Origin of the sequence: Pseudomonas fluorescens, from assembly GCF_000730425.1 — a bacterium.
Taxonomy (GTDB): domain Bacteria; phylum Pseudomonadota; class Gammaproteobacteria; order Pseudomonadales; family Pseudomonadaceae; genus Aquipseudomonas; species Aquipseudomonas fluorescens_X.
In genome coordinates this window covers 5,470,497-5,496,943 of record NZ_CP008896.1, presented here as the reverse complement: position 1 = coordinate 5,496,943, position 26,447 = coordinate 5,470,497, and the positions used below count along the sequence as shown (strand labels likewise).

General features: G+C 62.0%; 27 protein-coding genes. 14 read left to right on the top strand and 13 right to left on the bottom strand.

The features are described from left to right. The first annotated feature begins 266 nt into the window (after positions 1 to 266). Positions 267 to 1,109, top strand: a complete 843-nt coding sequence (locus HZ99_RS24665; RefSeq protein WP_038446702.1) for a cache domain-containing protein — start codon at positions 267 to 269, stop codon at positions 1,107 to 1,109. Between the two features lie 97 nt (positions 1,110 to 1,206). On the opposite strand, the gene HZ99_RS24660 is transcribed toward HZ99_RS24665, so the two are convergent. Beyond that, a complete protein-coding gene (locus HZ99_RS24660) occupies positions 1,207 to 2,661 on the bottom strand; it encodes an MDR family MFS transporter (RefSeq protein WP_051903243.1) in 1,455 nt (484 codons plus the stop codon). A gap of 116 nt (positions 2,662 to 2,777) precedes the next feature. Continuing rightward, positions 2,778 to 3,971 carry a 4-hydroxybenzoate 3-monooxygenase gene (gene pobA, locus HZ99_RS24655; RefSeq protein WP_038446700.1) on the bottom strand — a complete coding sequence of 398 codons (1,194 nt, stop codon included), beginning with the start codon at positions 3,969 to 3,971 and terminating at the stop codon, positions 2,778 to 2,780. Between the two features lie 180 nt (positions 3,972 to 4,151). Here pobA and HZ99_RS24650 point away from each other — a divergent pair, with 180 nt between their 5' ends. Beyond that, entirely contained in the window at positions 4,152 to 5,027 is an 876-nt protein-coding gene (locus tag HZ99_RS24650; protein WP_038446698.1) for a helix-turn-helix domain-containing protein, read from the top strand. A gap of 113 nt (positions 5,028 to 5,140) precedes the next feature. On the opposite strand, the gene HZ99_RS29065 is transcribed toward HZ99_RS24650, so the two are convergent. Together HZ99_RS29065 and HZ99_RS24645 are read right to left on the bottom strand one after the other, a co-directional pair. Further along, positions 5,141 to 5,314, bottom strand: a complete 174-nt coding sequence (locus HZ99_RS29065) for a hypothetical protein (RefSeq protein WP_167360815.1) — start codon at positions 5,312 to 5,314, stop codon at positions 5,141 to 5,143. 99 nt (positions 5,315 to 5,413) lie between these two features. Continuing rightward, positions 5,414 to 6,319 carry a LysR family transcriptional regulator gene (locus HZ99_RS24645; protein WP_038446696.1) on the bottom strand — a complete coding sequence of 302 codons (906 nt, stop codon included), beginning with the start codon at positions 6,317 to 6,319 and terminating at the stop codon, positions 5,414 to 5,416. 113 nt (positions 6,320 to 6,432) lie between these two features. Here HZ99_RS24645 and HZ99_RS24640 point away from each other — a divergent pair, with 113 nt between their 5' ends. The 3 genes from HZ99_RS24640 (at position 6,433) to HZ99_RS24630 (ending at position 9,158) form a co-directional block, all read left to right on the top strand. Further along, positions 6,433 to 7,299, top strand: a complete 867-nt coding sequence (locus HZ99_RS24640) for an MBL fold metallo-hydrolase (RefSeq protein WP_038446694.1) — start codon at positions 6,433 to 6,435, stop codon at positions 7,297 to 7,299. Between the two features lie 34 nt (positions 7,300 to 7,333). Then, positions 7,334 to 7,948, top strand: coding sequence for an NAD(P)-dependent oxidoreductase (locus HZ99_RS24635; protein ID WP_038446692.1), 615 nt, complete (start codon positions 7,334 to 7,336; stop codon positions 7,946 to 7,948). A 268-nt stretch (positions 7,949 to 8,216) separates the two neighbouring features. Next, entirely contained in the window at positions 8,217 to 9,158 is a 942-nt protein-coding gene (locus HZ99_RS24630) for a LysR family transcriptional regulator (protein WP_038446690.1), read from the top strand. A gap of 25 nt (positions 9,159 to 9,183) precedes the next feature. Here HZ99_RS24630 and HZ99_RS24625 read toward each other — a convergent pair whose 3' ends face one another. Beyond that, entirely contained in the window at positions 9,184 to 10,086 is a 903-nt protein-coding gene (locus tag HZ99_RS24625) for a LysR family transcriptional regulator (RefSeq protein ID WP_038446688.1), read from the bottom strand. 111 nt (positions 10,087 to 10,197) lie between these two features. Between HZ99_RS24625 and HZ99_RS24620 the strand changes: the two genes are divergently transcribed. Together HZ99_RS24620 and HZ99_RS24615 are read left to right on the top strand one after the other, a co-directional pair. Then, complete coding sequence (locus HZ99_RS24620) at positions 10,198 to 10,404, top strand: hypothetical protein (RefSeq protein ID WP_235205542.1); 207 nt, start codon at positions 10,198 to 10,200, stop codon at positions 10,402 to 10,404. A 57-nt stretch (positions 10,405 to 10,461) separates the two neighbouring features. Further along, entirely contained in the window at positions 10,462 to 10,854 is a 393-nt protein-coding gene (locus HZ99_RS24615; protein WP_038446687.1) for a VOC family protein, read from the top strand. Positions 10,855 to 10,953: 99 nt separating this feature from the next. On the opposite strand, the gene HZ99_RS29060 is transcribed toward HZ99_RS24615, so the two are convergent. Then, entirely contained in the window at positions 10,954 to 11,100 is a 147-nt protein-coding gene (locus HZ99_RS29060) for a hypothetical protein (protein ID WP_181883203.1), read from the bottom strand. Positions 11,101 to 11,271: 171 nt separating this feature from the next. On the opposite strand from HZ99_RS29060, the gene HZ99_RS24610 reads away from it, so the two are divergent. Then, complete coding sequence (locus HZ99_RS24610; protein WP_038446686.1) at positions 11,272 to 12,246, top strand: NAD(P)H-dependent flavin oxidoreductase; 975 nt, start codon at positions 11,272 to 11,274, stop codon at positions 12,244 to 12,246. A 220-nt stretch (positions 12,247 to 12,466) separates the two neighbouring features. Here the strand turns inward: HZ99_RS24610 and HZ99_RS24605 are convergent, their stop codons facing one another. After that, positions 12,467 to 12,997 (bottom strand): PadR family transcriptional regulator, encoded by a 531-nt coding sequence (locus tag HZ99_RS24605; protein ID WP_038446685.1) that lies wholly within the window; start codon positions 12,995 to 12,997, stop codon positions 12,467 to 12,469. Beyond that, a complete protein-coding gene (locus HZ99_RS24600) occupies positions 12,973 to 13,902 on the bottom strand; it encodes a LysR family transcriptional regulator (RefSeq protein WP_051903240.1) in 930 nt (309 codons plus the stop codon). Before HZ99_RS24600 ends, HZ99_RS24605 begins: the two co-directional genes overlap by 25 nt. A gap of 118 nt (positions 13,903 to 14,020) precedes the next feature. Between HZ99_RS24600 and HZ99_RS24595 the strand changes: the two genes are divergently transcribed. The 3 genes from HZ99_RS24595 to HZ99_RS24585 all read left to right on the top strand — a co-directional run bounded on the left by HZ99_RS24595 (position 14,021) and on the right by HZ99_RS24585 (position 17,824). Further along, on the top strand, positions 14,021 to 14,821 hold the full coding sequence (locus tag HZ99_RS24595) for an oxepin-CoA hydrolase, alternative type (protein ID WP_038446684.1): 801 nt from the start codon (positions 14,021 to 14,023) through the stop codon (positions 14,819 to 14,821). Positions 14,822 to 14,950: 129 nt separating this feature from the next. After that, positions 14,951 to 16,636, top strand: a complete 1,686-nt coding sequence (locus HZ99_RS24590) for a long-chain-fatty-acid--CoA ligase (protein WP_038446683.1) — start codon at positions 14,951 to 14,953, stop codon at positions 16,634 to 16,636. 3 nt (positions 16,637 to 16,639) lie between these two features. Continuing rightward, positions 16,640 to 17,824, top strand: a complete 1,185-nt coding sequence (locus HZ99_RS24585; protein WP_038446681.1) for an acetyl-CoA C-acyltransferase — start codon at positions 16,640 to 16,642, stop codon at positions 17,822 to 17,824. A gap of 47 nt (positions 17,825 to 17,871) precedes the next feature. Here HZ99_RS24585 and HZ99_RS24580 read toward each other — a convergent pair whose 3' ends face one another. Then, positions 17,872 to 19,074: a 3-oxoadipyl-CoA thiolase gene (locus tag HZ99_RS24580; protein WP_038446680.1), complete on the bottom strand. Its 1,203-nt coding sequence runs from the start codon at positions 19,072 to 19,074 to the stop codon at positions 17,872 to 17,874. 2 nt (positions 19,075 to 19,076) lie between these two features. Further along, positions 19,077 to 20,609 (bottom strand): 3-hydroxyacyl-CoA dehydrogenase, encoded by a 1,533-nt coding sequence (locus HZ99_RS24575; RefSeq protein WP_038446678.1) that lies wholly within the window; start codon positions 20,607 to 20,609, stop codon positions 19,077 to 19,079. Positions 20,610 to 20,780: 171 nt separating this feature from the next. Between HZ99_RS24575 and HZ99_RS24570 the strand changes: the two genes are divergently transcribed. The 3 genes from HZ99_RS24570 (at position 20,781) to HZ99_RS24560 (ending at position 23,465) form a co-directional block, all read left to right on the top strand. Next, entirely contained in the window at positions 20,781 to 21,209 is a 429-nt protein-coding gene (locus HZ99_RS24570; protein WP_038446677.1) for a PaaI family thioesterase, read from the top strand. Continuing rightward, entirely contained in the window at positions 21,206 to 22,537 is a 1,332-nt protein-coding gene (locus tag HZ99_RS24565; protein WP_235205541.1) for a hypothetical protein, read from the top strand. Before HZ99_RS24570 ends, HZ99_RS24565 begins: the two co-directional genes overlap by 4 nt. A gap of 139 nt (positions 22,538 to 22,676) precedes the next feature. Beyond that, on the top strand, positions 22,677 to 23,465 hold the full coding sequence (locus tag HZ99_RS24560; RefSeq protein ID WP_038446675.1) for an IclR family transcriptional regulator: 789 nt from the start codon (positions 22,677 to 22,679) through the stop codon (positions 23,463 to 23,465). Between the two features lie 110 nt (positions 23,466 to 23,575). On the opposite strand, the gene HZ99_RS24555 is transcribed toward HZ99_RS24560, so the two are convergent. The 3 genes from HZ99_RS24555 to HZ99_RS24545 are packed head-to-tail and all read right to left on the bottom strand — an operon-like array spanning position 23,576 to position 26,446. Beyond that, positions 23,576 to 24,505, bottom strand: a complete 930-nt coding sequence (locus HZ99_RS24555; RefSeq protein WP_038446674.1) for an electron transfer flavoprotein subunit alpha/FixB family protein — start codon at positions 24,503 to 24,505, stop codon at positions 23,576 to 23,578. Between the two features lie 2 nt (positions 24,506 to 24,507). Then, positions 24,508 to 25,272, bottom strand: coding sequence for an electron transfer flavoprotein subunit beta/FixA family protein (locus tag HZ99_RS24550; RefSeq protein ID WP_038446673.1), 765 nt, complete (start codon positions 25,270 to 25,272; stop codon positions 24,508 to 24,510). Between the two features lie 31 nt (positions 25,273 to 25,303). Then, positions 25,304 to 26,446, bottom strand: coding sequence for an acyl-CoA dehydrogenase family protein (locus tag HZ99_RS24545; RefSeq protein WP_038446671.1), 1,143 nt, complete (start codon positions 26,444 to 26,446; stop codon positions 25,304 to 25,306). Position 26,447 lies beyond the last annotated feature (1 nt).

Below are 26,447 nucleotides of genomic sequence, written 5' to 3'. Positions count from 1 at the left end.
TCCAGCCGACATCCCGGGCGGCTGGGCGCAATGGCTCCCGGCAAGGCCTCGGGGTGAGTGTCGGGGGAACCGTCCATGCAGTGATCACAATGAAGAGATGGGCAGCAGCGTCACACGGCGTAACAAGGCGTTAAATTCACCCTTTATGGAGTTTGGATGCGATCGCACTAAACATTCGACGCAACTTACACCGTTTGCTGAATATTCATACATGGCTCACAGCCGTCTACGCTGTTGGGACATTCACGAGAACGAGGGACGGGTCAATGAAGGGAATGCTCCGCGCCACCTGGCTGCTGCTGTTGTTGTGTGTCAGCCAGGCCCACGCCGCAACTACCCAGGAACAGGACGCCAAGGCCGCCGTGGCCTTGCTGGAGAAAGCCCTGGCCTATTATCACGACAATGGTGACAAGGCCTTCGCCGCCTTCAGCCGCCAGGGTGAGTTTGTCGACAAGGACCGCTACGTGTTCGTGGTCGATACCAAGGGCGTGCTACTGGCCAGCGGCGGCCCTTCGGCGGCGCTGATCGGGCGCGACGTGTCCGAAGTGCTCGGCCCGGACCTGCGCCAGTCGTTCAAGGACGCGTTGAAGATCCCGGAAGGCAATGGCATCCAACAGGCCGAATACCGCTGGCAGAACTGGAACGACGGCAAGGTGGAACGCAAGCATGTGTTCTACCAGCGTATCGGCCAGCGCATCCTCGCCGTCGGCTATTACCTGCCCCGAGCCACGCCCGAACAGGCCAAGGCCCTGCGGGACAAGGCAGTCAAGGAACTGGAAAAAAACGAAGCCGGCACGCTGAAGGCGATCAACGCGCTGCAAGGCGGTTTCCTGCAGGACGACCTGTATGTGTTCGTGGTCGACCTCGATACCGGCCGCTACGTGGCCCACGGGACCAACCTGCGCCTGATCAATACCGACTTCGCCAAGATCAAGGACCCGGACGGCAAGCCCGTGGGCGAGCCGATCCTGCAATTGATGAAGGAACAAGACCAGGGCGAATACGAGTACCGCTGGAAAAACCCGGTGACCGGCAAGGTAGAAAACAAGCATGCCTACCTGCGCAAGAGCGGGCGGTTCCTGGTGGCGGTGGGTTACTACAGCCCGTAAAGCTGCATCCCTTGTAGGAGCCGGCTTGCCGGCAATGGCGCCAGCAAAAACAGTGCGGGGTGTCAGGCACCCAATCGCCGGCAAGCCGGCGCCTACACTACTGCGCCTTGTCTTCGCGCCCACGCAACAGCTTGTCAGGCATGACAATCGCTGCCGCCAGCCCCAGCAGCGACACCGCCGCACTGACCATCAATAAATGCCGGAAGGTGCTCAGCAACTCGGCGCGCAAGGCGTCCTGCGCCGGGCCGGCAGCGGCGTTGAGGCCATCGAGCAAGACATTGCCGGAGCTGCCTTCAGCCATCATCGAGCCATTGGCCAGGTGGGCAACACTCGAATCCTGCAACAACGCCAGCAGCAAGGCCGACATGCACGCCACGCCAACCGCGCCCCCCAGCGAGCGAAACAGGTTGGTCGTGCTGGTGGCGACGCCGATGTCGTGTTGCGCCACCGAGTTTTGCGTGCCCACCAGGGAGGTCGGGAACTGCATGCCGCAGGCAATGCCGCCGAGCACCATAAACAGGCTGCTGAGGATCAGGGACTGGGGCGCGCTGAAGGCCATGCCCAGGATCGCCACCGGCATGAGCATCGCCCCGGTAAGGATCATCGGTTTATAGCGCCCGGTCACCGAAGTCATGCGCCCGGCGAAGAACGCCCCCATGGGCAAGCCGATCGCCAGTGGCAGCAGATGCAGGGCGGCGCTGTCAGCCCCGGCGCCAGTAACGCTCTGGTAGCGCAGGGGCATCAGCACAATCAGCGAGATGGCCTGGAAGCTGGTGAAGAAAATCGTGCACCAGCACAGCACCGCGCTGCGGTTGGCGAACAGGTGCATGGGCAACAACGGCTCCCGTGCCCGACGCTCATGCCAGACAAACACGGTCAGCGCCACCAGGGCACAGGCCAGCAGGCCCAGCACCTGATCGTCACGCCAATGATGGCCCTGGCCGATTTCAGTGATGCCCAGCAACAGCGCCGTCAGGCCCATGATCAGCAGCAGCGTGCCAAGGTAGTCGATGATCGGCTTGCGCTGCGGCACCGGCAACCCGACCAGGGTGCGGTGGGCCACCCACCAGGCGCCCGCGCCCAAGGGCAGGTTGATCAAAAACACCCAGCGCCAGGACAGGTACTCGGTCATATAGCCGCCCAGCACCGGCCCGGCCACGCTGGCGACTGCGTACATGCTGCTGAAATACCCCTGGTATCGCCCACGTTCACGGGGCGCGATGATGTCGCCAATAATCGCCTGGCTCACCGAAATCATCCCGCCGGCCCCAATGCCCTGGAGAATGCGCGCCAGCACCAGTTGCTCCATGCTTTGCGCCATGCCACAAAACAGTGAGGCCACGGTAAACAGGCCCATGCCGATCAGCATCATGGGGCGGCGCCCATACAAGTCGCCGAGCTTGCCGTAGATCGGCACCGCCACGGTCATCGCGACCATGTAGCCGGAGATGACCCAGGCCAGCAGATTGACGTCGTTGAATTGCGCGGAAATGGCCGGCATCGACACGGCGACGATGGTCTGGTCCAGCGCACCGAGGAAAATCGCCAGCATCAGCGCGGCGAGGACACTGCGTACGGAAGGTGTGGGTTGAGTCACGACAGAACCTGCAGGCAAGGCCACGGAAAAAAAGGCCCGTGGCAATGCCCGTCATGTTACTCGATAGCCGGCTATTCGATAGCCTCATAAGGAAGTCCGACGTAATTTTCTGCAATAGTTTTGCGCCCAGCCTGCGACTCGACAAAATACTCCAGCTCACTCTGGGCGATGCGCTGGCTAAAGCCATCCGCCTCGGGAAACGAGTGCAGCATCGAGGTCATCCACCAGGAAAACCGCTCGGCCTTCCAGATACGCCGCAGGCAGATCGGTGAGTATTGCTCCAGCAACTCCACACGCCCTTCCCGGTACACCTTGTTCAGGATCGTGAACAACGTGCTGACATCACTGGCCGCCAGGTTCAGGCCCTTGGCGCCGGTGGGCGGCACGATGTGGGCGGCGTCGCCCAGCAGGAACAGGCGCCCGTACTGCATGGGCTCCACCACGAAACTGCGCAGCGGGGCGATGCTTTTTTCGATCGACGGCCCGGTTACCAATTGCCCCGCCAGATCGCAAGGCAGGCGTGCCTTGAGTTCCTCCCAGAAACGCTGGTCGGACCATGCCTCAACCCCCTCATCAGCCGGCACCTGCAGGTAATAGCGACTGCGGCTGGGCGAACGCATGCTGCACAGGGCAAACCCACGCGGGTGCTTGGCGTACACCAGCTCTTCGTGGACCGGCGGGGTGTCGGCAAGCAAGCCCAGCCAGCCGAACGGATAAACTCGCTCGAAGGTCTTGAGCGCATCACTGGGGATCGACTGGCGCGCCACGCCATGGAAACCATCGCAACCGGCGATGTAGTCACAATCCAGGCGCACCGGTTGGCCCTGATGCTCGAAGGTCAGCCAGGGCCGTTCACCCTTGAGGTCATGGGGTTGTACATCCCGTGCTTCATACAGGGTCATCGCACCGGCCTGCTCGCGGGCGGCCATCAGGTCGCGGGTGACTTCGGTCTGGCCATAGATCATCACGGTCTGGCCGCCGGTCAACGCCTTCAGGTCGATACGTTGCAAACGCCCATTCAAGGCCAGCTCGAAGCCGTCATGCACCAGACCCTCGGCGTCCATCCGCCGGCTGACGCCCGCCTGGCGCAACAGATCGACCATACCCTGCTCCAGCACCCCGGCACGAATACGTCCAAGGACATAGTCCGGGGCCTGACGCTCAACAATCAGGGTTTCAATTCCCGCGTTGTGCAGTAACTGGCCGAGCAGCAGCCCCGAAGGACCGGCGCCGATGATGGCGACTTGGGTTTTTAGGGTTTTCATTATTTTTATGACCCGCCTGCTTCCTCCGAACGTTATCGGTGAAAGCGTTGTCAGTGGTTTTGGTGCAGGCATTTTTCCCTTGAGTGCCCACCACTAGAAGGTGAAAACTGAGCCAAAGCCTGCGCTTTTCGCCAATTGGGGCGATTACCGAACCACTGTCCAGAGTATCGGATTGAAACCATGACCAAAAACGCCAGTCCTGCGATTCCAGTGTTCAAGCTCTATGGGGAAAGCCAACAGTGGCCGACCCCGGATTTGTTGCACTGTGAAACCATCTCCCGGCGCAGCCGCGAGTACCAGTGGGAGATCCACCCCCACCGGCATGCGGACCTGTGCCAATTGCTCTATGTGTACAAGGGCCAGGCGCAACTGGAGATCGAGGGCCAGCGCACGACGCTGACGCAATCGACCCTGCAAGTGCTGCCGCCGCTGTGCGTGCATGGGTTTCGGTTTGCCGAGGATGTCGAAGGCTTTGTCGTGACCCTGGCCGCGCCACTGGTGGCGCACCTGCAAGGCCAACTGGGCTCGGCGGTGGATGGTTTGAGCGCCCTGGGCAGTTACCCGGCGGGCCAGGACAGTGACTACCTCAACGGCCTGTTTACCCGGCTGCAAGACGAGTACAGCGACGACTTCCCGGCCCGGGACATGATGATGCATGCCCTGGTCAGCGTACTGCTGGTATGGATCAGCCGCCAGGCCATCCAGAGCCGCCATCCGCGGGCACCACGGGGCCGTGAGTATTTCCGGCGCTTCACCCAGTTGGTGGAACAGCACTACCGCGAGCACCCGAAGATCGAAGACCTGGCGCACAAGCTGGGGATCTCGGTCTCGCACCTCAACGGCACCTGCCGTGAGCTGGGCGGGCAGCCGGCCCTGCAGATCATGCATGACCGTCAATTGCTGGAGGCCAAGCGCCTGCTGACCTACACCAGCATGACCATCAATGAAATGTCAGAGGTGCTGGGGTTTTCTGATCCGACAAACTTTTCGCGCCTGTTCCGACGCCGCGTGGGGTTTTCACCCAAGGCGTTTCGTGAACAACTGACGACGGCTTGACCTGCCCCACATCCTGTAGGAGCCGGCTTGCCGGCGATGCTCGTCAACGATGACCCTGACGAGCTGGCACCCCGCAGTGTTTTTTGGACGCTATCGCCGGCACGGGCTACGTGTCAGCGCAGCGCACTCAAGGTCGCGGAGTAGGTGCATTGCCCATGGTTGCAGGCAGCGGCCATGCCGGGTTGCAGGCGGGCCTGTTCGGCGCGGTAGGCGGCGGTGCCATAGAGGGCCGTGGCAAAGGCGCAGAGGGCAAAAATCATCAGGTACTTTCTGGTTTTGATCGTCATGGCGGTGACCTCCGGACCGATCAAGAAGGTGCTGTTTCAAGCATAGGTCAGCCAAGGCAAGTTGCCAGTATTGACCGGTATTCAGGCGCCTTATCGGGCCTACAGCCCGACATCCCATTGCGCCTCAGGCGGGAACCTCAACACCAGAAAATCCAGGAGGCTGCGCATCGCCTGGGGCATGTGCTTGCGCGAGGCATACACCGCGTACATGGGCATCTGCCGGGGTTCGGCATGGGGCAGCAAGCGGATCAACTGGCCGCTGCGGATATAGTCGCCGGCCTGGTAGGTCGGCAACATCGCGACCCCTGCCCCGGCCAGGGTCGCGCGCAGCAAGGTGCTGGCTTCATTGGCGCTGATAGTGCCGTGCACGGGCACCGATACGGGTTCGCCGTGCTCCTCGAAATGCCACAGGCTTTTACCGAAATAGGAGTGAGTCAGGCAGTTGTGCCCAGCCAACTCTTCTACCCGCTGGGGTTGCGGGTGTTCCTGCATATAGGCAGGCGAGGCGCACACCACTGAGCGACAAATCGTCAGTTGACGCGCAATCAGGTTGGGGTCCAGGTCGTTGCTGGCGCGGATCGCCAGGTCGATCCGCTCATCCACCAGGTTCACCGTGCGGTCGAGCAATTGCAGGTCAATGCTGACTTGCGGGTAGCGCCTGACGTACTCGGCCACGGCCTCGGCCAATTGCGCCTGGCCAAACGACGTGCTCGCGCTCAAGCGCACCAGGCCGCGGGGCGCGTCGTCCGGCTCGCTGACGGCGGCCTGCATGTCGCAGGACAAGTCCAGCATCTGCCGGCAGCGTGGCAGGGTTTCGCTGCCCGCAGCGGTCAGGCTGAGCTTGCGCGTGGTGCGGTGCAACAGGCGCGCACCTACCCAGTCCTCCAGCTCCGCCAGGTAGCGCGACACCACCGGGCGCGACAAATCCAGATGATCGGCGGCCGCTGATTGGCTGCCCAGGTCGACCACAGTGACAAACACCCGCATTGCTTGAAGACGATCCATGATTTGCCCGGTTTCAGAAACAAACTATGTTCCAGCATCGCATTTTTTGCTGTGTTCAGTGCAACTAAGCTCTGTCCATCGCCTGCCAAGGCACCTCCGACCTGGACCTGAACATGCTCACCACCCTCAAGCGCTTTGTATTGGCCACCAGCGTTCTCGGCTTCGCCGCCCACGCCACCGCCGCCGACCTCACCCTTGACGTGTACAACCCGGGCGAATCGGCGATCTTCCCCGTCAGCTCGGTGCTGGTCAGTGGCGAGAAAGACGCAATCCTGGTGGACGCACAGTTCGGCAAAAGCCAGGCCGAGCAACTGGTACAGAAGATCCGTGCCAGCGGCAAGCAACTGACCACCATCTACATCAGCCATGGCGACCCCGATTACTACTTCGGCCTCGACACCCTGGCCAGTGCCTTCCCACACGCCAAGATCCTCGCACCACAACCGGTGGTCGACCATATCAAGGCCACCGTTGCCGGAAAAATCGAATACTGGGGTCCGAAAATGGGCGCCGACAAGCCGGCCAAAACCATCATTCCCCAAGTCCTCGAAGGCCATCAGCTGACGCTCGAAGGCCAGCCGCTGGACGTCATCGGCCTGGACGGCCCGCAGCCGGATCGCAGCTTCGTCTGGATCCCCTCGATCAAGGCCGTGGTCGGCGGCGTGGTGGTCTCGCAAAACATCCACCTGTGGATGGCCGACACCCAGGGCGCGCAATCCCATGCCGATTGGCTGGGCACCCTGCAACGTATCGAGAAACTCCAACCGGTCACCGTGGTACCCGGTCACTACCTGGGCACGCCTTCGCTCAAATCTGTCGCCTTCACGGCCGACTACATCAAGGCTTTCGACGTAGAAGCGGCCAAGGCCAAGGATTCCGCCGCCCTGATCGGCGCCATGAAAAAACGCTACCCGAACCTGGCCGATGAAAGCTCCCTGGAGCTGAGCGCCAAAGTCGCCAAGGGCGAAATGAAGTGGTGAATTGATCCAACCCTTACCCACCCTGGAGAACGTCATGAGCAAGATTGCAATCATTGGTGCCACCGGCCGTGCCGGTAGCCAACTGCTGGAAGAAGCCCTGCGTCGCGGCCACACGGTCACCGCCATTGCCCGCAACACTGGCGCTATCGCAGCGCGCCCCGGCCTGACCGTCAAACAGCTCGATGCCCTGGACGCTGCCGCCCTGCAGCAGGCCATCAGCGGCAGTGACGTGGTGATCAGCGCCGCGCACTTCACCACCCTGCCTGCTGGTGCGGTGATCGGGCCGGTAAAACTGGCCGGCGTGAAGCGCCTGCTGGTGGTGGGTGGCGCAGGCTCGCTGCTGCTGCCGGGCGGTGGGCGGGTCATCGACAGCGAAGGCTTCCCTGCCGAATACAAGACCGAGGCCAGTGCTGGCGCGGCGTTCCTCGACACCTTGCGCCAGGAAAAGCAGTTGGACTGGACCTTCCTTTCGCCCTCGGCGGAGTTTGTCGAGACCGAACGTACCGGCGCATTCCGCCTGGGCCAGGATGACCTGCTGGTGAGCAGCGAAGGCCGTAGCTGGATCAGCTTTGCCGACTACGCCATTGCCCTGATTGACGAAGTGGAAACACCGAAGCATTCCCGCCAGCGCTTCACCGTAGGCTACTAAGCACACACCCTGCAGGAGCCGGCTTGCCGGCGATAGCGGTCGAGCAGATAGGCCGCTATCGCCGTGGGGGTGGTGATGTTGCTGATAGTCCTGCGCTTCGACCCGCGCCACTATGCACGGCATATCCGCTAGGGCGTCGTGTTCCAAACAGTATCTGTCCCACTATGAACATAGAAACGTCCGACAGACCTTTCTATTGGTACGAACGTTCCGTTAACATTTTGCCTTGTTTGCGCTGCAGTCGCGCAACAGGTCACGGACGGAACGCATGCTAAACAGCAACTTGCTTAGAAAGCTCGATATGCAGGACCTGATGGTGTTTATCGCTGTGTACGAGCAAAGCAGTGTCACCGATGTGTCCGAAACCCTGTTTGTCAGCCAGTCCACCGTCAGTTACAGCCTCAAGAAGCTGCGCACCAGCTTCGAGGACGACCTGTTTATCAATACCCGTGCCGGCATGCGCCCGACCTACAAAGCCAGCACCATGTACGGGCATGTGCAGAAAATCCTCGAAAGCATCAACCTGTGCCACGCAGGCGCACAGACGTTCGACCCCACGCAAAAAGCCGTCACCTTCAACCTCTGTGCGCCCGAATACTTCGAGCAACTGATCCTGCCCAGACTGTTGAAACACTTCGACCATGCCGACCTGCCGGTGATCGTCAACGTGCAGAAGCTGGAAACCGAGATTCCTGTCGAGGCGCTGCGTGACGGGCGCCTGGACCTGGTGATCTGCTTCGGCCCGCACTTTCATCGCGAGCACAAGGATCTGAGGACCCAGATGCTGCTGGAAGACGATCTGGTCTGTGTCTTCGACAAACGCGCCGCCCCCCGGGAGCCGGCGTTCAGCCTGCAGTCCTTTGTGGCCCGCCGCCATGTGTTCCCCACACACTGGACCTCGGACACCAACATGATCGACGGTTGGCTGGCCCACCAGGCCCACAAGCGCCAGGTCATCGCCCGGGCCAACAGCTACAGCGCGGCGCTGAAGATGATTGCCGGTACCGACTTCATCGTCACCCTGCCCCGGCGCGTGCAACAGTTGCTGGCCGTGGAGCCGCAGTTTGGTCACTGCGAAGCCCCCAATGGCCTGCCAGGGTTTACGCTGGAGATGCAGTGGAACGACGCCAGCGAGCAGGAAAGCGCCAACGCGTGGTTTCGCGAGCAGGTGGCGGGGGTAGCGGCCAGCTGCAAGCAGGACGCGGCCTGAGAGGCAATGTCTTGGCTGGCCGTGCTCATGCCCCCATGAACGCTTCCAGCCGCGAGCGCATCCAGCGTTCGGCCGGGTCACTGTCAACGTGGCTGAGCCAGACCATGGACAGGTCCAGGGTCGGCGTCTCGAACGGGAACGGCTCACAAAACAGCTTGCCCGCCGCCGCCATGGCCTGGGCCGTGTAGTCCGGCAGGCTGGCGATCATATCGGTGCCCGCCAGCAGCGCCGGCAACGAGCTGTATTGCGGCACGGATAACACCACATGCCGCTTGCGGCCGATCTCCGCCAGCCACTCATCGGCAAAGCCCGCAACATTGGCGGTGTGGGACACCAGCACATGGGGCCGTGAGCAATATTCATCGAGGGTCAGGGGCTGGTCCGAGGCATCGGCGCGCAACACACTGGGGCGGATATGGCGCAACAACTTGCGCTTGGCGTTGGCCGGCAAGCCACGGGTCTGGGTGATCCCGACGGTGATATCGCCAGAGGCCAGCAAATCGGGGATGCGCCAGTAATCGACGTGCTGCACCACAAACACCACCTGGGGCGCTTCGGTACGCAGGGCACGTAGCAGCGGCGGCAGCAGGCCGAACTCGACGTCATCGGACAGGCCGATGCGAAACGTCATGGTGCTGACAGACGGGTCGAAATCATGGGTAAGGCTCAACGCCGCCGACAGCGAGTCCAGGGCCGGTGACAGGTGCAGGATAAGTTCCTCGGCACGCGCCGTGGGTTCCATGCGATGGCCGACGCGGATAAACAGCGGGTCATTGAACAACGTGCGCAGGCGGTTGAGGGCCGAGCTGATCGTCGGCTGGCCGAGAAACAGCTTCTCTGCCGCGCGCGTCACGTTGCGCTCCAGCATCAGTGTTTCAAACACCACCATCAGGTTGATATCGGCCTTGCGTAATTCATTGCGATTCATGGCAAGCGCACCACCACAGCCCAGGACAGCCGGCAGTTTAGGAACACCGCGGGGCCTGCGTCTATGCGCCGACTATCCAACCTACCGGTTTGGGACTATAAGTCAGCTTCCATGGCAACCGAGAACACCCCCGTGCCGGTCATTCTTGCCCTGGCCATCCTGATGGCCGGGCTGTGTCTCTGGAGCATCAGGTTCATCGCCCACCCGACCGCCAGGACGCTGCTGCGGGTATTTGTCGGGCTGTGCCTGGCCGCCATCGTCGCGTACCTGGTGCTGGCAGCGGGGTTTCCTACCGCCTTGTTGGTATCGGCCGGTTGACGAGAGCAGCAACGCGCCCCCTAATAGCCACCTTCTTCAAGCACGGAGCGCTTAGCCATGAAATTCGCCTACACCATCGTCTACGTCCCGGACGTCGCCGCGTCGCTGTATTTTTTTGAAAATGCCTTTGGTTTCAACCGTCGTTTCCTGCATGAGTCAGGCACCTATGGCGAGTTGGAAACCGGTGGCACCACCTTGTCCTTCGCCGCCCATGAGCTGGGGGAATTGAATTTCAAGGGTGGGCACGTTGCCGCGCATAGCTCCAAGCAGCCACTGGGTATGGAGCTGGGGTTAGTGACCGATGACGTGCCGGCCGCCCACGCCAAGGCACTGGCCGCAGGGGCAACCGAGCTTTGTGCACCGAGCAGCAAGCCCTGGGGCCAGGTGGTGTCTTATGTGCGCTGCCCGGATGGGACGCTGGTGGAGTTGTGTACGCCGATCCAAAACTGACGTGCCCCTTGCCTGCGATAGTGGCCGATAAAATGCCGACGGGTGCCCGGTACCCAGCGTCATCGTTGACCACCATCGCCAGCAAGCGGGCTCCTGCAGTCAGGGTTTGAGTGGGCGTTCCTGATCGAGCTCGGACAATTCCGTACCGTCGTCCGGGTGCTTCCAGGTCTGTGGCTTCTCTTCCTCACGACGCTGCCGGGCGCGCTTCTGCTGCGCGTCATCGTTCGGCTTGGGTTCATTGCTCATACCTACCTCCAATCCATAAGAATAAGTCCCGCTGAACAAGCTTAGAACAGCCTACCCATTTCTTGCGGACAGCGACCGGCGCCCCCAAATATGCAACTGGTTGCATATTAAAATTCACCCTGCTAATTTCTCCTCGCCGGGTACCCGACACCCGATCCGATTGGAGCCGCCATGTCTCTGCCAGCTGTCCTGCAAGGCCGTCTTTCGATTCCAGTGGTGTGTTCGCCGCTGTTTATTATTTCCAGCCCTGAGTTGGTGATCGCCCAATGCAAGGCGGGCGTGGTGGGTTCGTTCCCGGCGCTGAACGCGCGACCGGCACCGGTACTGGAGCAGTGGCTCACACAAATCACCACCGAACTGGCCGCGTACGATGCCCTGCATCCAGACAAGCCCTCTGCGCCGTTTGCGGTCAACCAAATCGTGCACAAGTCCAATGATCGGCTCGAACATGACCTGGCACTGTGCGCCAAGTACAAAGTCCCGATCATCATCACCTCCCTGGGCGCGCGGGTGGATGTGAATGATGCGGTACACGCCTACGGCGGCATCGTGCTGCACGACGTGATCAACAATACCTTCGCCAGAAAAGCCATCGAGAAAGGCGCCGACGGCCTGATTGCCGTGGCTGCCGGTGCCGGGGGGCATGCGGGGAAGATTTCACCCTTTGCGCTTATCCAGGAAATTCGTGAATGGTTCGACGGCCCACTGCTGCTTTCGGGGGCGATTTCACACGGCAATGGGATTCTCGCGGCCCAGGCGGCAGGCGCCGACCTGGCCTACATCGGCTCGGCGTTTATCGCCACTGAAGAAGCCCATGCCCTGGCCGCCTACAAACAAATGATTGTCGACAGTTCGGCCGACGACATTGTCTACTCCAACCTGTTTACCGGCGTGCATGGCAACTACCTGCGTCAAAGCATCGCCAACAGCGGCCTGGACCCGGATGAACTGCCGGCGTCCGATCCCTCGAAAATGAATTTCGGCACCGGCGAAGGCGCCAAGGCCAAGGCCTGGAAAGATATCTGGGGCGCGGGCCAAGGCGTAGGCGCCGTCAAGTCGGTGCTCCCGGCAGGCCGGCTGATCGAACGACTCAAGGGCGAATATCACGCCTCACGCAAACGCCTGGACCTGGGCATCACTCATTAAAGGCCCAAGGCACCGAAGATCAAATGTAGGCGCTGGCTTGCCTGCGATAGCGGTGCGCCGGTCAATAGAGGTGGTGTCTGAACAGCCCCTATCGCGGGCAAGCCCGCTCCCACAGGGGATCTCTGTTGCGCACGGAATTTTGGCCACACCACAATTCAAATGTGGAAGTTATCGAGCCCTCGCAGGGGTTCCACTTCGTTTGGCCAAAAGCGCCTGGGTCTCAGGCCTCGATCAACGGCAACAACTCGTCCGCCCAGGCCAGCCAGCTTTCTTCGATCATGATTCCACGCCGCAGCACCTGGTATTGCAGGCGCTGTGCGCGGGTTAGAGAAGTGGCTGAAAAATCACGCTGTTCAATCTGCCGGTACGTCTCAAGCATGGCCTGGTGTTGCTTGATCAGGCGCAGCACTTCCTCCCCCAGGCCCAACGGCCCGATGACCGCCTCGGCACGCAGCTTGACCAGCAGTGCCTGGCTCTGATCCCCCGACTCCTGCGGCTCGCCGGCCCAACGCTGCAACGCTTCACGCCCGGCAGGCAGCACCTGGTAGATCTTTTTTCGCCGTTTGTCAGCCTCGGGGCCGTCCTGCGCCACCACCCAGCCGGCAGTGACCATACGGCCCAGTTCGCGATAGATCTGCTGATGGGTGGCTTGCCAGAAGTAACCAATGGAGCGGTCGAACCGATTGGCCAACTCATACCCCGTCGAGGGTTTTTCCAGGAGCGAGGTCAGGAGTGCGTGTTGGATGGACATGGGGCGCAATCTATCTCCGTGGTTCTGGCCCGGGCGAGCATGAAGTCGATGAAGGTCGATGTCGCGCGGGTGTGATGGTGGTCAGGCATGTAGAGCATATACATGTTGGTGCCGAAGATACTCAGCCGCCAGGCGTCCAGTGCACTGACCAGCGTGCCCTGGCGCACGTCATCCTGCACCAGGTAATCCGGCACCAGCCCTACGCCCAGCCCGGCCAACACGGCCTGGCGCAAGAACAGGAAGTTCTCTGAAATCAGGGTGGGCTCCAGCAAGACCTCATGGCGCTCCTCGTCCAGGTAAGCAGCAACCCGCAATTGTCGGCCAACCACCGCCGCTGTAATCAGCGGCGCGGTGCGCAAGTCGCTGAGTTGTTCAGGCACGCCATGCTCCCGGGCATAGGCCGCAGAAACGCACGCCACGTAGCGCAACACGCCCATGTCCCGCGCCACCAGGTTTTGCGGTGGTTCGGACATGACCCGTACTGCGATATCCACCTCATCGCGCATCAGGTCTTCAACGCGATTTTCAAACATCACATCCAGCACGATCCCCGGATACAGCCGCTTGAAGTCGAGCAGCCAGTCGGCCATCACCCATTGGCCATAACCGCTGGGCACACTCAACCGGACCCTGCCTTGCAGGCTCTGCCCCAGGGATGAGATCGACTCCTGCGCCGCCAGCAGTTCATTGCGAATGGCGCGCCCGTGCTCATACAGGCGCAGGCCGATCTCGGTAGGCTCAATGCGGCGCGTGGTGCGCCGCACCAGTTGCAGACCGATCGACTGTTCCAGGCGACTGAGGTGGTAGCTGATGTTGGCCCGGCTGACTTTGAGTCGCCGGGCGGCTTCACTGAGGTTGCCTGCATCGATGATTTCGACCAGCAAGGTCAGCGACTTGAGGTCCATGGGCGGTCACTGTCAAAGAATTTTGAACAGCCTGTCAATCATGGCTGTGATTGTCAACAAAGCTTTGCCTTCCGATAATCCTTGGGATAACCCGCTACTGAGCACAACAGGTGAAACCATGCGTGAGCCGATTCTTGTACACCGTGAAGGCGCTGTCCTGGTGCTGTCCAACAACAACCCCGCCGCCCGTAATGCCCTCACGCCCGAGTTTTATGACGCACTGCGCCAGGCCCTGGCCCAGGCCGAAGTGGATCCGACGATTGGCGCCGTGGTGTTGACCGGTGTCGGCGGGCATTTCTGCGCCGGCGGCGACCTGCATCGGCTGGCCTTGCGCCGGGCCATGACGCCGGCAGCGCGGCGGGTCAACCTTGAAGGGCTGCATGACCTGATCCGCGCGATCCAACACTGCAGCAAGCCGGTGATTGCCGCCGTCGAAGGCGCCGCCGCCGGCGCAGGCCTGTCCATTGCGTTGGCGTGCGACATGCTGGTGGCTGCACGCAACGCGTCGTTTTCGGTGGCCTACGTCAAGGTCGGCCTCACGCCGGATGGTGGCGCCACGGCGTTCCTCGCCGAGTTTGTCTCGCGCCAGGTCCTGACACAGCTGTGCCTGACCGGTGAACGTATCAGCGGTGAGCGCCTGCATGCCTTGGGCGCAGTGAATGCGTTGACCGAACCCGATGAGGCGCTCTCGGCAGCCATCACCCTGGCAACCCGGGTTGCCGCAGGCCCGCAGCGTGCAATGGGGCGAATCAAGACCTTGTGCCGTCAGGCCAGCAGCACGACCCTGGAGCAGCAGTTGGCGTTGGAGGCCACCCATATGGTGGAGTCCATGGGGGACGACGAAGCCGCTTTGGGCATCGCAGCGTTCTTCGACAAACGACCTGCAGACTTCGACAGCCTACGAACAATCAATCATTAGTTCCGCATAGCGAAACCATATTCCGTATATTTGACACCAAGCCGCATTGCGTGCAAATCTCCAGCGAGATGGCACCGCCACACCGCCCGCATATCGATTAACCCAGACTCATAACAATAGGGTTTTAGAATGTTCAACCGTCACCTGCCCCATTGGCCGGAGGGTGCCCCCCACCACCTGACACTGCCGGCTACCAGTCTGTTCTGTAACCTGGAGATCGCTGCCCGGCGTTATCCGCAAAAGACTGCGATCATCTACTACGACACCCTCATCACCTACGCCCAGTTGCTCGATGAGGTAGAACGCCTGGCCGGGTATTTCCAATCCCAGGGGATCAAGCGTGGCGACCGGGTTCTGCTGTTCATGCAGAACTCGCCGCAATTCATCATCACCTACTACGCCGCCCTGCGCGCCGATGCCATGGTGGTGCCGCTCAACCCCATGAGCCGCGCCAGCGAACTGGAACACTACCTGCACGATACGGATGGCGAGATCGTCGTCTGCGCCCAGGATCTCGCACCGTTTGTCACTCCGCTGCTCGGGCGCTTCAAGCTGCGCCACGTGTTGACGACGGCTTACTCCGAGTACCTGCGCACCCCCACCGACCTGCCCCTGCCGCCCGAGCTGCTTGCCCCGGTTGAAACGCCAGCGCTGCCTGGCGTGACGTGCTGGCAGGCCGCACTCGATTGCGGGCAACGTCCTGGCCCACACCTGAGTGGCGCCGACGACCACTGCGTGATGCCTTACAGCTCAGGCACGACCGGGGTGCCCAAGGGGTGCCTGCATACACACGCATCGGTAATGGCAACGACGGTGCACCGCCAGGCCTGGACCAACCGCAATTGCGAAGACGTGGTGCTGACCACGTTGCCACTGTTCCATGTCGCCGGCATGCAGTCGTCCATGAACGGGCCGATTTTCAGTGGGGCCTGTGTGGTGGTCATGACCCGCTGGAACCGCGAAGTCGCCGCGCAGTTGATGCAGCGTTATCGCGTCAGCAACTGGTCCAATATCGTCACCATGGCCGTGGACTTCCTGACCCAGGACGGGCTTGGTCGCTATGACCTGTCGAGCCTGAACTACATTGGCGGCGGCGGCGCGGCGATGCCCGGCCCGGTCAAGGACAAGCTCAAGCAGTTATTGGGCCTGGACTACATCGAAGGTTATGGCATGACCGAAACCATGGCCGCGACCCATATGAACCCCAAGGCGCGCAGCAAATCCCAATGCCTGGGGATTCCGGCGTTCGACGTGGACTCACGCGTCATCGACAGTACGACCGGGCTGGAGTTGGCGCCCCACGAGGTGGGAGAAATCATCTGCCGGGGCCCGCAGATTTTCAAAGGCTACTGGCGGCTCCCCCAGGACACCGAAAAAGCCTTTATCGAACTGGAAGGCAAACGCTTCCTACGCACCGGCGATCTGGGTTACTACGACGAAGATGGCTATTTCTTCATGGTCGACCGCATCAAACGCATGATCAACGCCTCCGGCTACAAGGTCTGGCCTTCGGAGGTCGAAAGCCTGATGTACCGCCATCCAGCGATCAAACAATGCTGCGTCATCTCTTCACCCGACGCGCGCCGCGGTGAAGCGGTCAAAGCCCTGGTGACCCTGCATCCCGGGCGGCAGGACACCACCGCCAGCGACATCATCGAATGGTGCAAGGCCAATATGTCGGCCTACAAAGTCCCGGCCACCCTCGAGTTTCGCGAGCATCTGCCGCAGTCAGGTGCCGGCAAACTGCTGTGGCGTCAATTGCAGGATGAAGAATGGGCCGCCCACGCCCCCACTATTTCTGGCACAGGAAGCTGATTGATGTCTGACGCCGTTATTGTCTCCACCGCGCGTACCGCCCTGGGCAAATCCTACCGGGGCGCCCTGAACAACACCCATAGCATCGACCTGGCCGGGCATGTGATCCAGGAAGCCGTGGCCCGTGCCGGGATTGATCCGGGCTTGATTGAAGATGTGATCCTCGGTGCAACGTTTCATGAGGGCGCCCAGGGCAAGAACATGGCGCGCCTGGCAGCCATCCGTGGCGGGCTGTCCACTGCAACGGCAGGGTTGTCGATCAACCGCTTTTGCAGCTCGGGGCTGCAAGCCATTGCCCTCGCGGCACAGCGTATCGTGTCGGAGAAAGTCCCGGCGATGATCGCCGGCGGCGTGGAATCCATCAGCCTGCTGCAAAACGACAAGCTCAATACCTATCGCAGCCAGAACCCGTGGTTGCAGGAACACAAACCCGAGCTGTACCTGTCGATGATTGAAACCGCCGACATCGTTGCCCGCCGCTACAACATCAGCCGCGAAGCCCAGGACGAATACGCCCTACTCAGCCAGCAGCGCACCGCCGCTGCCCAGGCGGCAGGTCTGTTCGACGCTGAAATTGTCCCTTTCACCACACAAATGCTGGTCAAGGATAAACACAGTGGCGAGGTCAGCGAGCAGGCCGTCACCCTCACTCGGGACGAGTGCAACCGCCCGTCTACCACCCTGCAAAACCTGGCCTTGCTGGAGCCGGTGCGCGGTGCCGGGCAATTCGTCACAGCGGGCAATGCCAGCCAGTTGTCCGACGGGGCGTCGGTGTGCCTGGTCATGGACAGCCTGTATGCCGAACGCAACAATCTGGAGCCGCTGGGGATTTTCCGTGGGTTTGCGGTGGCCGGTTGCGAGCCGGACGAGATGGGTATCGGCCCGGTCTACGCCATCCCGCGCCTGCTCAAGCGCAACGGCCTGACGATCGACGATATCGACGTGTGGGAGCTCAATGAAGCCTTCGCCTCGCAGGTGATCTACTGCCGCGAAAAACTGGGCATTCCCCTGGAAAAAATGAACGTCAATGGCGGCTCCATCGCCATCGGCCATCCTTATGGCGTCACCGGCTCACGCCTGACCGGTCATGCCCTGATCGAAGGCAAGCGGCGCGGCGCCCGCTATGTGGTGGTGACCATGTGCATCGGCGGCGGGCAAGGGGCTGCCGGCCTGTTCGAGGTCGTCTGACCCCCGGTAGGAGCTGGCAAGCCGGCTCCTACCGGGGGCGTGGGGCTTCAGTCGAGGCGCTCGATCACACAGGCGATGCCCTGGCCAATCCCGATACACAGGCTCACCAAGGCGTAGCGCCCTTGCTGGCGCTCCAGGCTACGCAAGGCCGTCAGGACCAGGCGGGCCCCCGAAGCACCCAGCGGATGGCCAATGGCAATCGCACCGCCCTGGGCATTCAAGCGGGGGTCGTCAAAGGCCAGGCCCAACTCTTTGGCGCACCCCAATACCTGGGTGGCAAAGGCCTCATTGATTTCAATCACGTCCATCTGCGCCAGGCTCAGCCCGGCACGCGCCAATACCTTGCGGATCGCGGGAACCGGCCCCAAGCCCATCACCCGAGGTGCAACGCCTGCAACCGCACCGGCCACAATCCGTGCCCGTGGCTTGACGTCATGACGCTCACCGATTGCACGGTTGCCCATGATCAGTGCCGCCGCGCCATCGTTGATGCCCGAGGCATTACCCGCGGTGACCACGCCCCCCTCAAACAGTGCGCCTAATCGGGCCAGCGCTGGCTCATCGGTGGACGGGCGTGGGTGCTCATCAGCCGCCATGTCCTTGGGCGGCAACTTGCGCCCTTGCGGCACCGGGACCGACATCAGCTCCCCAACATAGAAACCTTCGGCCAACGCCTTGGCATACAACGCCTGGCTGCGTGCCGCGAACGCATCACTGTCGGCACGGCTGATACCCAGATCAGACGCAATGTTATCGGCGGTCTGCGGCATGCTGTCGGCGCCAAACCCGGCCTCGATACGTGGGTTGGGAAAGCGTGCACCGATGCTGCTGTCGAACACCTGGAAGGCTCGGGAGAATGCAGCCTCACTCTTGCCGACCACAAACGGCGCACGACTCATGCTCTCGGTGCCACCGGCGATGAACAACTGACCTTCATCGCAACGAATCATCCGATTGACATCCAGCACCGCCGCCAGCCCCGAACCGCACAGGCGGTTGACGGTCAGGCCACCCGTGGTCAGTGGCAGCCCCGCGAGCAATGCCGCATTGCGGGCCACGTTGCGCGCATCTTCACCGGCCTGGCAGGCGCAGCCTGCCACGACGTCTTCATAGTCCGCACCGGCGAACGGGCTGCGCGCCACCAGGGCACGGATAACCTCGCCCAGCAAGTCATCCGGGCGCACGCTGGCCAAGCCCCCGGCGCTGCGGCCAAAGGGGGTACGCAGGCCATCATAGATATAAGCAGACATGGTCATTGCTCCAGCACGGCAGAGGGTTGATCGGGAGTTTGCAGGCTCAGCCCCAACTGAACCCGGCGGCGCAGCCAGGGGCTGGGACGATAGCGCGGCTCCTCATAGCACCCTTGAAGGCCACGCAGCACCGCAAGGATTTTGTCTGCGCCATAGAACTCGGCGAAGGCCAGTGGGCCGTGCGGATAACCCAGCGCCAGCCTCACCGCGCGGTCGAGGGTGGCCGGGGTGGCGATGCCACGCTGGACGATTTCCGCCCCCAGGTTGGCCACGCTTGCCACAACCCGCTGAATGATGAAACCGGGCGAGTCATTGATCACTTCAATGGGCACCCCGCTGCTGCCCAGGGCCTGCACCGCCTGGGCTTCCAGCCCTGGGTCAAGCGCCGGTTGGCGCATCAGCACCAGGCGCTTGGAAAAATCACAGAAGGTATCCAGCGCAAGGGTGCGCTCAGCGGGTAAACCCTGGCGCGCGATCACACTGCTGGCGTCTTCGCCCAACGGGGTAATCAGGCAGATCGCGTTGGCCGGTGGTTGAGCGGCCTCTTCAAGCGTCGCCCCGCCCGCCGCGAGCAAGGCTGCCACTTCAGCGCGCACCTGCCGATCCTGGCTGTCGAGCCAGAAGGAACGTTCAACCGATACCACCGCGCGCGCCGGCTGCGGCGAACGCAGCGGCTGGCCGTCGACGTAGCGGTAGAAACCCTGCCCGTCACTCTTGCGCCCCAGCAAACCGGCGGCCACGCGTTGGGCGGCCAGGTAAGACGGGGTATAACGCGGGTCACCATAAAACTGCGCGTAGATCGACTCCATCACCCCGTGGGAAATATCCAGGCCCGTCAGGTCAAACAACTCGAACGGCCCCATGCGAAACCCCGGGCCGTCGCGCAGAATGCGGTCGATCTGCTCGAAACCGGCAATGTTCTCGCCCAGGATACGCAAGGCTTCAGTGCCATAGGCACGCCCGGCATGGTTGACCAGAAAGCCCGGCGTGTCCGGGGTTTGCGCGGCAAAGTGGCCAGCCGCCTCGGCCAGCGCACACAGGCGCTCGACCACCTGCACCTGGGTACGCTCGCCGCGCACCACCTCGACGATCTTCATCAGCGGCACCGGGTTGAAGAAGTGAAAGCCGGCAACCCGCTCAGGGTGTTGGCAACCGCTGGCGATCCGTGTGACGGACAGCGACGACGTGTTGGTGGCCAATACCGCGCTCGGCGCAACGATGGCCTCCAACTCACGGAACAACCCTTGCTTGGCTTCCAGGTTCTCCACGATCGCTTCGATCAACAGATCGCAGCCGGCCAACGCCTGCAGGCTGGCGGCGGGCTGCATGCGCGCCAGGGTCTGCTCCAGTTGGGCGGGGCTGAGTTTGCCCTTGGCCACCTGGCGTTCCAACAGTTCCCGGTTAAAGCTCAGCGCCTGCTCGACGGCCTCGGGACGCACGTCATACAGCAACACTTCGCAGCCCGACGTCGCAAACACTTGAACAATGCCACGGCCCATGGCGCCGCTGCCAATCACACCGATACGTGAAAACATGACTTCTCCGAATTAATGTTTCGCTGTGCAGAACCTAATTCCATATTGACTAGAATACTAATTATTGTCAGGCTCAACTTCAATCTAAAAACGGCTCTTTGCGGAACATACCGTGCATAGCAAGTGCCGCCGTTGAAAAACACGTCACCCATAACAAGAAGAGAACACACCATGACCGTCTCACCCCCCGCCGACCTGACAGGCCTGTTCAGTGGATTCGCCGCGTACCTGGGCCTTGAGCTGGTTGAGTACGGCCAGGCGCAGACCATCATCGCGTTGCAGATCAACCCCGAGCACCTGAACCAGGCCGGCAACCTGCACGGCGGTGTGATCGCAGCCATGGCCGACTCGGCACTGGGCATGTGCGGAACCTGGAACATCGACCCGGACCTGTGGCGCCTGTCCCTGACCCTGTCACTGAACATCAATTACATGGCACCTGCCCCCGCAGGCAGCCGGGTACGGGCAGTCGCCCGGGTGCGCGGCGGCGGGCCGAAAATCTACATGGCCGCCTGTGACGTACTCGATGCCGAAGACAACCTGCTGGCCAGCGCCGAAGGCGTGTTCAAACGCAGCCGCCTGCGCCGCCTGCCCGCGTGAAGCTGACACGCCTGCTGCCACTGGCCCTGCTGTGTGAGCTGATCGCCCTGGGCACGCGTACCAGTGCGTTCAGCCTGATCGCGGCGCTGCTGTTCGGTTTGTTCTTTATCCGTCACTGGCAGTCACTCATGCCCTACCCCAGGCGCCTGGGCCTGGCGACGCTGGGGTTGTTCGCTCTCTGGCTGGTCAAGGCCCCCCTGGATCTGCCCGCCGCCCAGCGCATGAGCAGCGCCGCCGCGTATTACGCAGCGTTCATTGCCGGGTTGGGGCTGATGGGGTGCCTGGTCAAGCGCTTGCCGACGCTTGGGGAGGTGCACCGTGTTCTGTTGCGCGGGCCACGCGTGCTGCTCTACCCGCGCTACGTGCTGGCGGCGCTGGGGCTGGGGTCAATTCTCAGTTTCGGCATGCTCAACCTGATGTGCTCGACCTTGCACAGCTACCTGCAACCTTTTGCCCCCGATCACCTCGGCCGGCGTGATGGCCAGCGAGGTGTACTGACCGCCGCCATTCGCGGTTTTGCCCTGGTGCCCCTGGTCGCGCCAACCAGCATTGTCGTGGCGATCATCACTCGTGAGGTGCCAAGCCTGGCGTGGACCGACCTGCTGCCTTATGGAGTGATCGCCACCGTGTTGCTGATGTTCATTGGCGCACGCAGCGAAAACCGCCACTTGCAGACGCTGGTGGACAAATCTCCCGAGGTCCCTGTCGCCTCTCTCACCCCTCTTGCGCTCGGCACGGCCGTGGGCATCGCTGCGATCGTGGCGTTGGCCAGCTTCAGTGGGTTGAACATCACCCAGGCCTCGCTGATGGTGGTGCCGCTGCTGGTCAGTGCCTGGCTGTTCCTGGAAAGCCCGCGCAAGGCCTACGATGAATTGGCCGAGCACCTGGCGGGCATGCGCAACGAGGTCTTTATCTTTGGCTGCTCCGCGCTGTTCGGCGCGCTGTTCAATCAACTGGTGCCCCTGGAGCAACTGGTGCCGCTGCTGGGCGGCGCCTCGCAGGTGTTCTGGCTGCAATGCGTGGCGCTGCTGGGTGTGGTCGGGCTCGCCCTGGTTGGCATCGCGCCGATTATTACCCTGAGCATGTGTGCCGGCCTGCTGGCCCAATTGCAGGTGGCCGGAATCAACCCATTGGGGCCCGCCGTCAGTCTGGTCTGCGCCTTTTCCCTGGCGATGCTGCTCTCACCCTTCGGGCCCGCCGTGCTGATCCTGGCGCGCACCGCTGGCACCTCGCCCTGGACGATTGTCCTCACCTGGAATGGCCGTTTCGCCCTGATCGCCATTCCGCTATTGCTGGCCCTGTCCTGGGTCGTGCAATGGCTGCACTAGCGGAACAGGATTCCGCTCTGCTGCCATTTCGCGCGACTATATGGGCCGCCGCATTGAAATCACGACAGTTACTGCCCACACTGCCCGGCATTATCGGCTAACCTCTTCCACTGCCTGTCCGCTGCCCAAACGAGCCTCCATGACTGAAGAAATCGAAACGCCCGAGAACGACCCCAAGGACCGGAAATTCGTCGAAGCCCTGAGTCGGGGCCTTGAAGTGTTGCGCGCGTTCACCCACGGCAACGTCACCCGCGGCAACCAGGACATCGCCCGGATTACCGGCCTGCCCAAGCCCACGGTTTCGCGCCTGACCTACACCCTGACGCAGCTGGGCTACCTGAGCTACAACCAGGACGTGGAAAAGTACCAGCTCGATTCCGGAGTGCTGGCCCTGGGTTATGCCTACGTCAACAACCTGCGGGTGCGCCAGCTCGGCAAGCCGCTGATGGACGAGTTCGCACGGCGCACCAACACCACCGTTGGCCTCACCTGCCGCGATCGCCTGTCGATGATCTACGTGGAAAGCTGTCGCCCACCCGATGTGGCCAGCCTGCGGATGGAAGCCGGCGTGCGCCTGCCGTTGAGCACCACTGCCGCAGGTCGCGCCTACCTGGCCGCGACGCCGGAAAACGAGCGGGCCCATCTGATCGGCGAAATAGCCAAGAAAGCCGGTGACGAATGGCCGGCCCTGGAGATCTCGTTGAACGAGTCGTTCCGCGAGTATGAAGAGTTCGGTTTTTGCCTGTCCCTCGGCGAATGGGACCGCAACGTCAACGCCGCTGGCGTTCCGCTGCGCCTGGCCGACGGCAGCATCATGGCACTGACCTGTGGCGCGCCGAAATTCCAACTGCCCACTGACACCCTGCAAAGCTCCCTGGCTCACCAGTTGGTGATGTTGGCCAGGGATATCGAAAGCCTGGGCGCCTGACTGCAGGCGCTGGCTTGCCAGCGAAAATCGTCAGCGATAACGCGGGGAGCTTGCTGGCCCCCGTGTTGTGTTTGGGTTCTTCGCCGGCAAGCCGGCTCCTGCCTCTCCCATTACAGGCTGGCGCTCAACTCCGGCACAGCCTCGAACAAGTCCGCAACCAGGCCGTAATCAGCCACCTGGAAGATCGGCGCTTCTTCGTCCTTGTTGATCGCAACGATCACCTTGGAGTCTTTCATACCCGCCAAGTGCTGGATCGCGCCGGAGATACCGACCGCGATGTACAGCTGTGGCGCCACGATCTTGCCGGTCTGGCCGACCTGCATGTCGTTGGGGACGAAACCTGCGTCGACCGCCGCGCGCGACGCGCCCACCGCAGCACCCAGCTTGTCGGCCAGGGCATACAGGTGCTTGAAGTTGTCACCGTTCTGCATGCCACGACCGCCGGAAACGACGATCTTGGCAGCGGTCAGTTCAGGACGGTCCGACTTGGCCAGCTCTTCGCCCACAAAGCTGGAGGTGCCAGCATCGTGAGCAGCAGCAACTGCTTCAACGACAGCCGAACCACCTTCGGCTGCTACCGGGTCGAAGCCGGTGGCACGCACGGTGATGACTTTGACGCCAGCCGTCGATTGCACAGTGGCAATGGCGTTACCGGCGTAGATCGGGCGCTTGAAGGTGTCGGCGCTTTCGACCGAAACGATCTCGGAGATCTGGTCAACGTCCAACTGCGCAGCAACGCGCGGCAGGATGTTTTTGCCGTTGGAGGTCGCGGCCGCCAGGATGTGGCTGTAGGCGGCGCCCAGTTCTGCAACCAAAGGAGCGACGTTTTCCGGCAACTGGTGAGCGTAAGCGGCGTTGTCGGCCAGCAGTACCTTGCTCACGCCCGCGATTTTCGCAGCGGCTTCAGCCACGGCGCCAGCGCCCTGGCCGGCTACCAGCACGTGAATCTCACCACCGATTTTGGCGGCAGCGGCCACGGTGTTCAGGGTGGCCGGGGCCAGCACCTTGTTGTCGTGTTCAGCGATTACCAAGATAGTCATGTTTAGATTACCTTCGCTTCGTTTTTCAGTTTCTCGACCAGTTCGGCCACCGACTTGACCTTGATGCCCGCGCTGCGTGCAGCCGGTGCTTCAACTTTGACGGTCTTGTTGGTGGAGGCGGTGGAAACGCCCAAAGCCTCTGGAGTCACCGACTCAAGCGGCTTCTTCTTGGCTTTCATGATGTTTGGCAGGGACGCATAACGCGGCTCGTTCAAACGCAGGTCAGTGGTGACAATGGCCGGCAGTTTCAAGGAAACAGTCTGCGCGCCGCCATCGATTTCACGGGTCACGGCAACGCTGTCGCCACTGACTTCGACTTTCGAGGCGAAAGTGCCCTGGCCGTAACCGGTCAGGGCAGCCAGCATCTGGCCAGTCTGGTTGTTGTCGCTGTCGATGGCCTGTTTGCCGAGGATCACCAGCTGCGGCTGCTCCTTGTCGACAACGGCTTTGAGCAGCTTGGCAACGGCCAGGGAGGTCAGGTCTTCAGCGGATTCGACCAGGATGGCACGGTCGGCGCCTAGGGCCAGGGCGGTGCGCAGCTGCTCTTGAGCCGTGGATGGTCCTACGGAAACCACGACGATTTCAGTCGCGACACGCCCTTCTTTTATAGAGAGCTCTTTCAGGCGTACGGCTTCTTCCACGGCGATTTCGCAGAAGGGGTTCATCGACATTTTGACGTTAGCCAGATCGACGCCGCAATTGTCCGCCTTGACGCGAACTTTCACGTTGTAGTCGACCACTCGTTTGACTGCGACGAGGACTTTCATGATTGCTCCCTCAGAATGAAAAATGGGCGGTTCATGCGGCATCGAGCAAGGCGGCATAGGCCTTGAGGTGATGGTCGTCATCTCCGAACTGATGGCTGAGCATCACCAGGCGCTTGGCGTGATGCGCCAGGGTGTATTCCCAGGTCATGCCGATACCGCCGTGCAGCTGGATCGCCTGCTCGGCGATGCTGCGCGCGGCGCGGGTGACGATGAACTTGGCCGCGGCCAAGGTCCTGGTGCGTTCCAGGCTATCGCCTTCATCGCAGCAGCACGCGGCCAGGATGGCCATGCTGGTGGCCTGTTCCAGGTCGGTGCGCATGTCCACCATGCGGTGCTGCAGCACCTGGAACTGACCAATCGCCACCCCGAACTGTTGCCGGGTCTTCAGGTATTCCAGGGTCAGGCGACACGCTTCCTGCATGCTGCCCAGGGCATCCGCGCACTGTGCGGCAATGGCCCGCCCTTGCTGATAACGCATGGCTGCCAATGCCTGGCCCGGCTCACCCACGACGTGATCGGCAGAGACCTTTACCTTGTCCAGGTAAAGGTCGCAGGCTTTGCGACCATCAACCGTAGGGTAGGTACGACGCTCGACGCCAGCGGCCTGCGGATCGATCAGGAACAGGCCGATGCCGTGCTCATCGCGACTCTCACCGCTGATCCGCGCGCTGACCAGAATCAAGCCGGCCTGATGCCCCCCCATCACCACCGCTTTGCGCCCGGTCAGTGTCCAGCCCTCGGCGCTGTGTTCGGCACGGGTCTGCACATCGTTCAAATGGTAGTGGCTGTGTTGCTCCTCAAAGGCTGTGGCAAGCAGCAATTGCCCGCTGGCCACTGGCGCCAGCAGCTCTTGCTGCTGGGCCGGGCTGGCGAGCTGCATCAGCAAGCCACCGGCATAAATCACCGACTCCACGTAAGGTTCCAGGCACAAGCCGCGGCCGAACTCGGTCATCAGCAGCATCGTATCGACGCCACCCCCACCAAAACCGCCCAGGGCCTCGGGGAATGGCACCGCCGTCAGCCCCAGTTCACCGAGCTGCTGCCAGAACGCACGGCTGAAGCCCTCCTCGCTCCGGGCGTACTGCTCACGTGCCTCGAAGCTGTAGGCGTCGCGCACCAGGCGGGTGGCGGTATCTTGCAGCATCTGCTGCTCTTCGGTCAGTTTGAAGTCCATG

What these genes read in the sequence shown, in the direction of transcription:
- HZ99_RS24665 (WP_038446702.1), top strand. Translation starts at nt 267, where the DNA reads ATGAAGGGAATGCTCCGCGCCACCTGGCTGCTGCTGTTGTTGTGTGTC.
- HZ99_RS24660 (WP_051903243.1), bottom strand. Translation starts at nt 2,661, where the DNA reads ATGCTGGCGATTTTCCTCGGTGCGCTGGACCAGACCATCGTCGCCGTG.
- pobA (WP_038446700.1), bottom strand. Translation starts at nt 3,971, where the DNA reads ATGAAAACCCTAAAAACCCAAGTCGCCATCATCGGCGCCGGTCCTTCG.
- HZ99_RS24650 (WP_038446698.1), top strand. Translation starts at nt 4,152, where the DNA reads ATGACCAAAAACGCCAGTCCTGCGATTCCAGTGTTCAAGCTCTATGGG.
- HZ99_RS29065 (WP_167360815.1), bottom strand. Translation starts at nt 5,314, where the DNA reads ATGACGATCAAAACCAGAAAGTACCTGATGATTTTTGCCCTCTGCGCC.
- HZ99_RS24645 (WP_038446696.1), bottom strand. Translation starts at nt 6,319, where the DNA reads ATGGATCGTCTTCAAGCAATGCGGGTGTTTGTCACTGTGGTCGACCTG.
- HZ99_RS24640 (WP_038446694.1), top strand. Translation starts at nt 6,433, where the DNA reads ATGCTCACCACCCTCAAGCGCTTTGTATTGGCCACCAGCGTTCTCGGC.
- HZ99_RS24635 (WP_038446692.1), top strand. Translation starts at nt 7,334, where the DNA reads ATGAGCAAGATTGCAATCATTGGTGCCACCGGCCGTGCCGGTAGCCAA.
- HZ99_RS24630 (WP_038446690.1), top strand. Translation starts at nt 8,217, where the DNA reads ATGCTAAACAGCAACTTGCTTAGAAAGCTCGATATGCAGGACCTGATG.
- HZ99_RS24625 (WP_038446688.1), bottom strand. Translation starts at nt 10,086, where the DNA reads ATGAATCGCAATGAATTACGCAAGGCCGATATCAACCTGATGGTGGTG.
- HZ99_RS24620 (WP_235205542.1), top strand. Translation starts at nt 10,198, where the DNA reads ATGGCAACCGAGAACACCCCCGTGCCGGTCATTCTTGCCCTGGCCATC.
- HZ99_RS24615 (WP_038446687.1), top strand. Translation starts at nt 10,462, where the DNA reads ATGAAATTCGCCTACACCATCGTCTACGTCCCGGACGTCGCCGCGTCG.
- HZ99_RS29060 (WP_181883203.1), bottom strand. Translation starts at nt 11,100, where the DNA reads ATGAGCAATGAACCCAAGCCGAACGATGACGCGCAGCAGAAGCGCGCC.
- HZ99_RS24610 (WP_038446686.1), top strand. Translation starts at nt 11,272, where the DNA reads ATGTCTCTGCCAGCTGTCCTGCAAGGCCGTCTTTCGATTCCAGTGGTG.
- HZ99_RS24605 (WP_038446685.1), bottom strand. Translation starts at nt 12,997, where the DNA reads ATGTCCATCCAACACGCACTCCTGACCTCGCTCCTGGAAAAACCCTCG.
- HZ99_RS24600 (WP_051903240.1), bottom strand. Translation starts at nt 13,902, where the DNA reads ATGGACCTCAAGTCGCTGACCTTGCTGGTCGAAATCATCGATGCAGGC.
- HZ99_RS24595 (WP_038446684.1), top strand. Translation starts at nt 14,021, where the DNA reads ATGCGTGAGCCGATTCTTGTACACCGTGAAGGCGCTGTCCTGGTGCTG.
- HZ99_RS24590 (WP_038446683.1), top strand. Translation starts at nt 14,951, where the DNA reads ATGTTCAACCGTCACCTGCCCCATTGGCCGGAGGGTGCCCCCCACCAC.
- HZ99_RS24585 (WP_038446681.1), top strand. Translation starts at nt 16,640, where the DNA reads ATGTCTGACGCCGTTATTGTCTCCACCGCGCGTACCGCCCTGGGCAAA.
- HZ99_RS24580 (WP_038446680.1), bottom strand. Translation starts at nt 19,074, where the DNA reads ATGTCTGCTTATATCTATGATGGCCTGCGTACCCCCTTTGGCCGCAGC.
- HZ99_RS24575 (WP_038446678.1), bottom strand. Translation starts at nt 20,609, where the DNA reads ATGTTTTCACGTATCGGTGTGATTGGCAGCGGCGCCATGGGCCGTGGC.
- HZ99_RS24570 (WP_038446677.1), top strand. Translation starts at nt 20,781, where the DNA reads ATGACCGTCTCACCCCCCGCCGACCTGACAGGCCTGTTCAGTGGATTC.
- HZ99_RS24560 (WP_038446675.1), top strand. Translation starts at nt 22,677, where the DNA reads ATGACTGAAGAAATCGAAACGCCCGAGAACGACCCCAAGGACCGGAAA.
- HZ99_RS24555 (WP_038446674.1), bottom strand. Translation starts at nt 24,505, where the DNA reads ATGACTATCTTGGTAATCGCTGAACACGACAACAAGGTGCTGGCCCCG.
- HZ99_RS24550 (WP_038446673.1), bottom strand. Translation starts at nt 25,272, where the DNA reads ATGAAAGTCCTCGTCGCAGTCAAACGAGTGGTCGACTACAACGTGAAA.
- HZ99_RS24545 (WP_038446671.1), bottom strand. Translation starts at nt 26,446, where the DNA reads ATGGACTTCAAACTGACCGAAGAGCAGCAGATGCTGCAAGATACCGCC.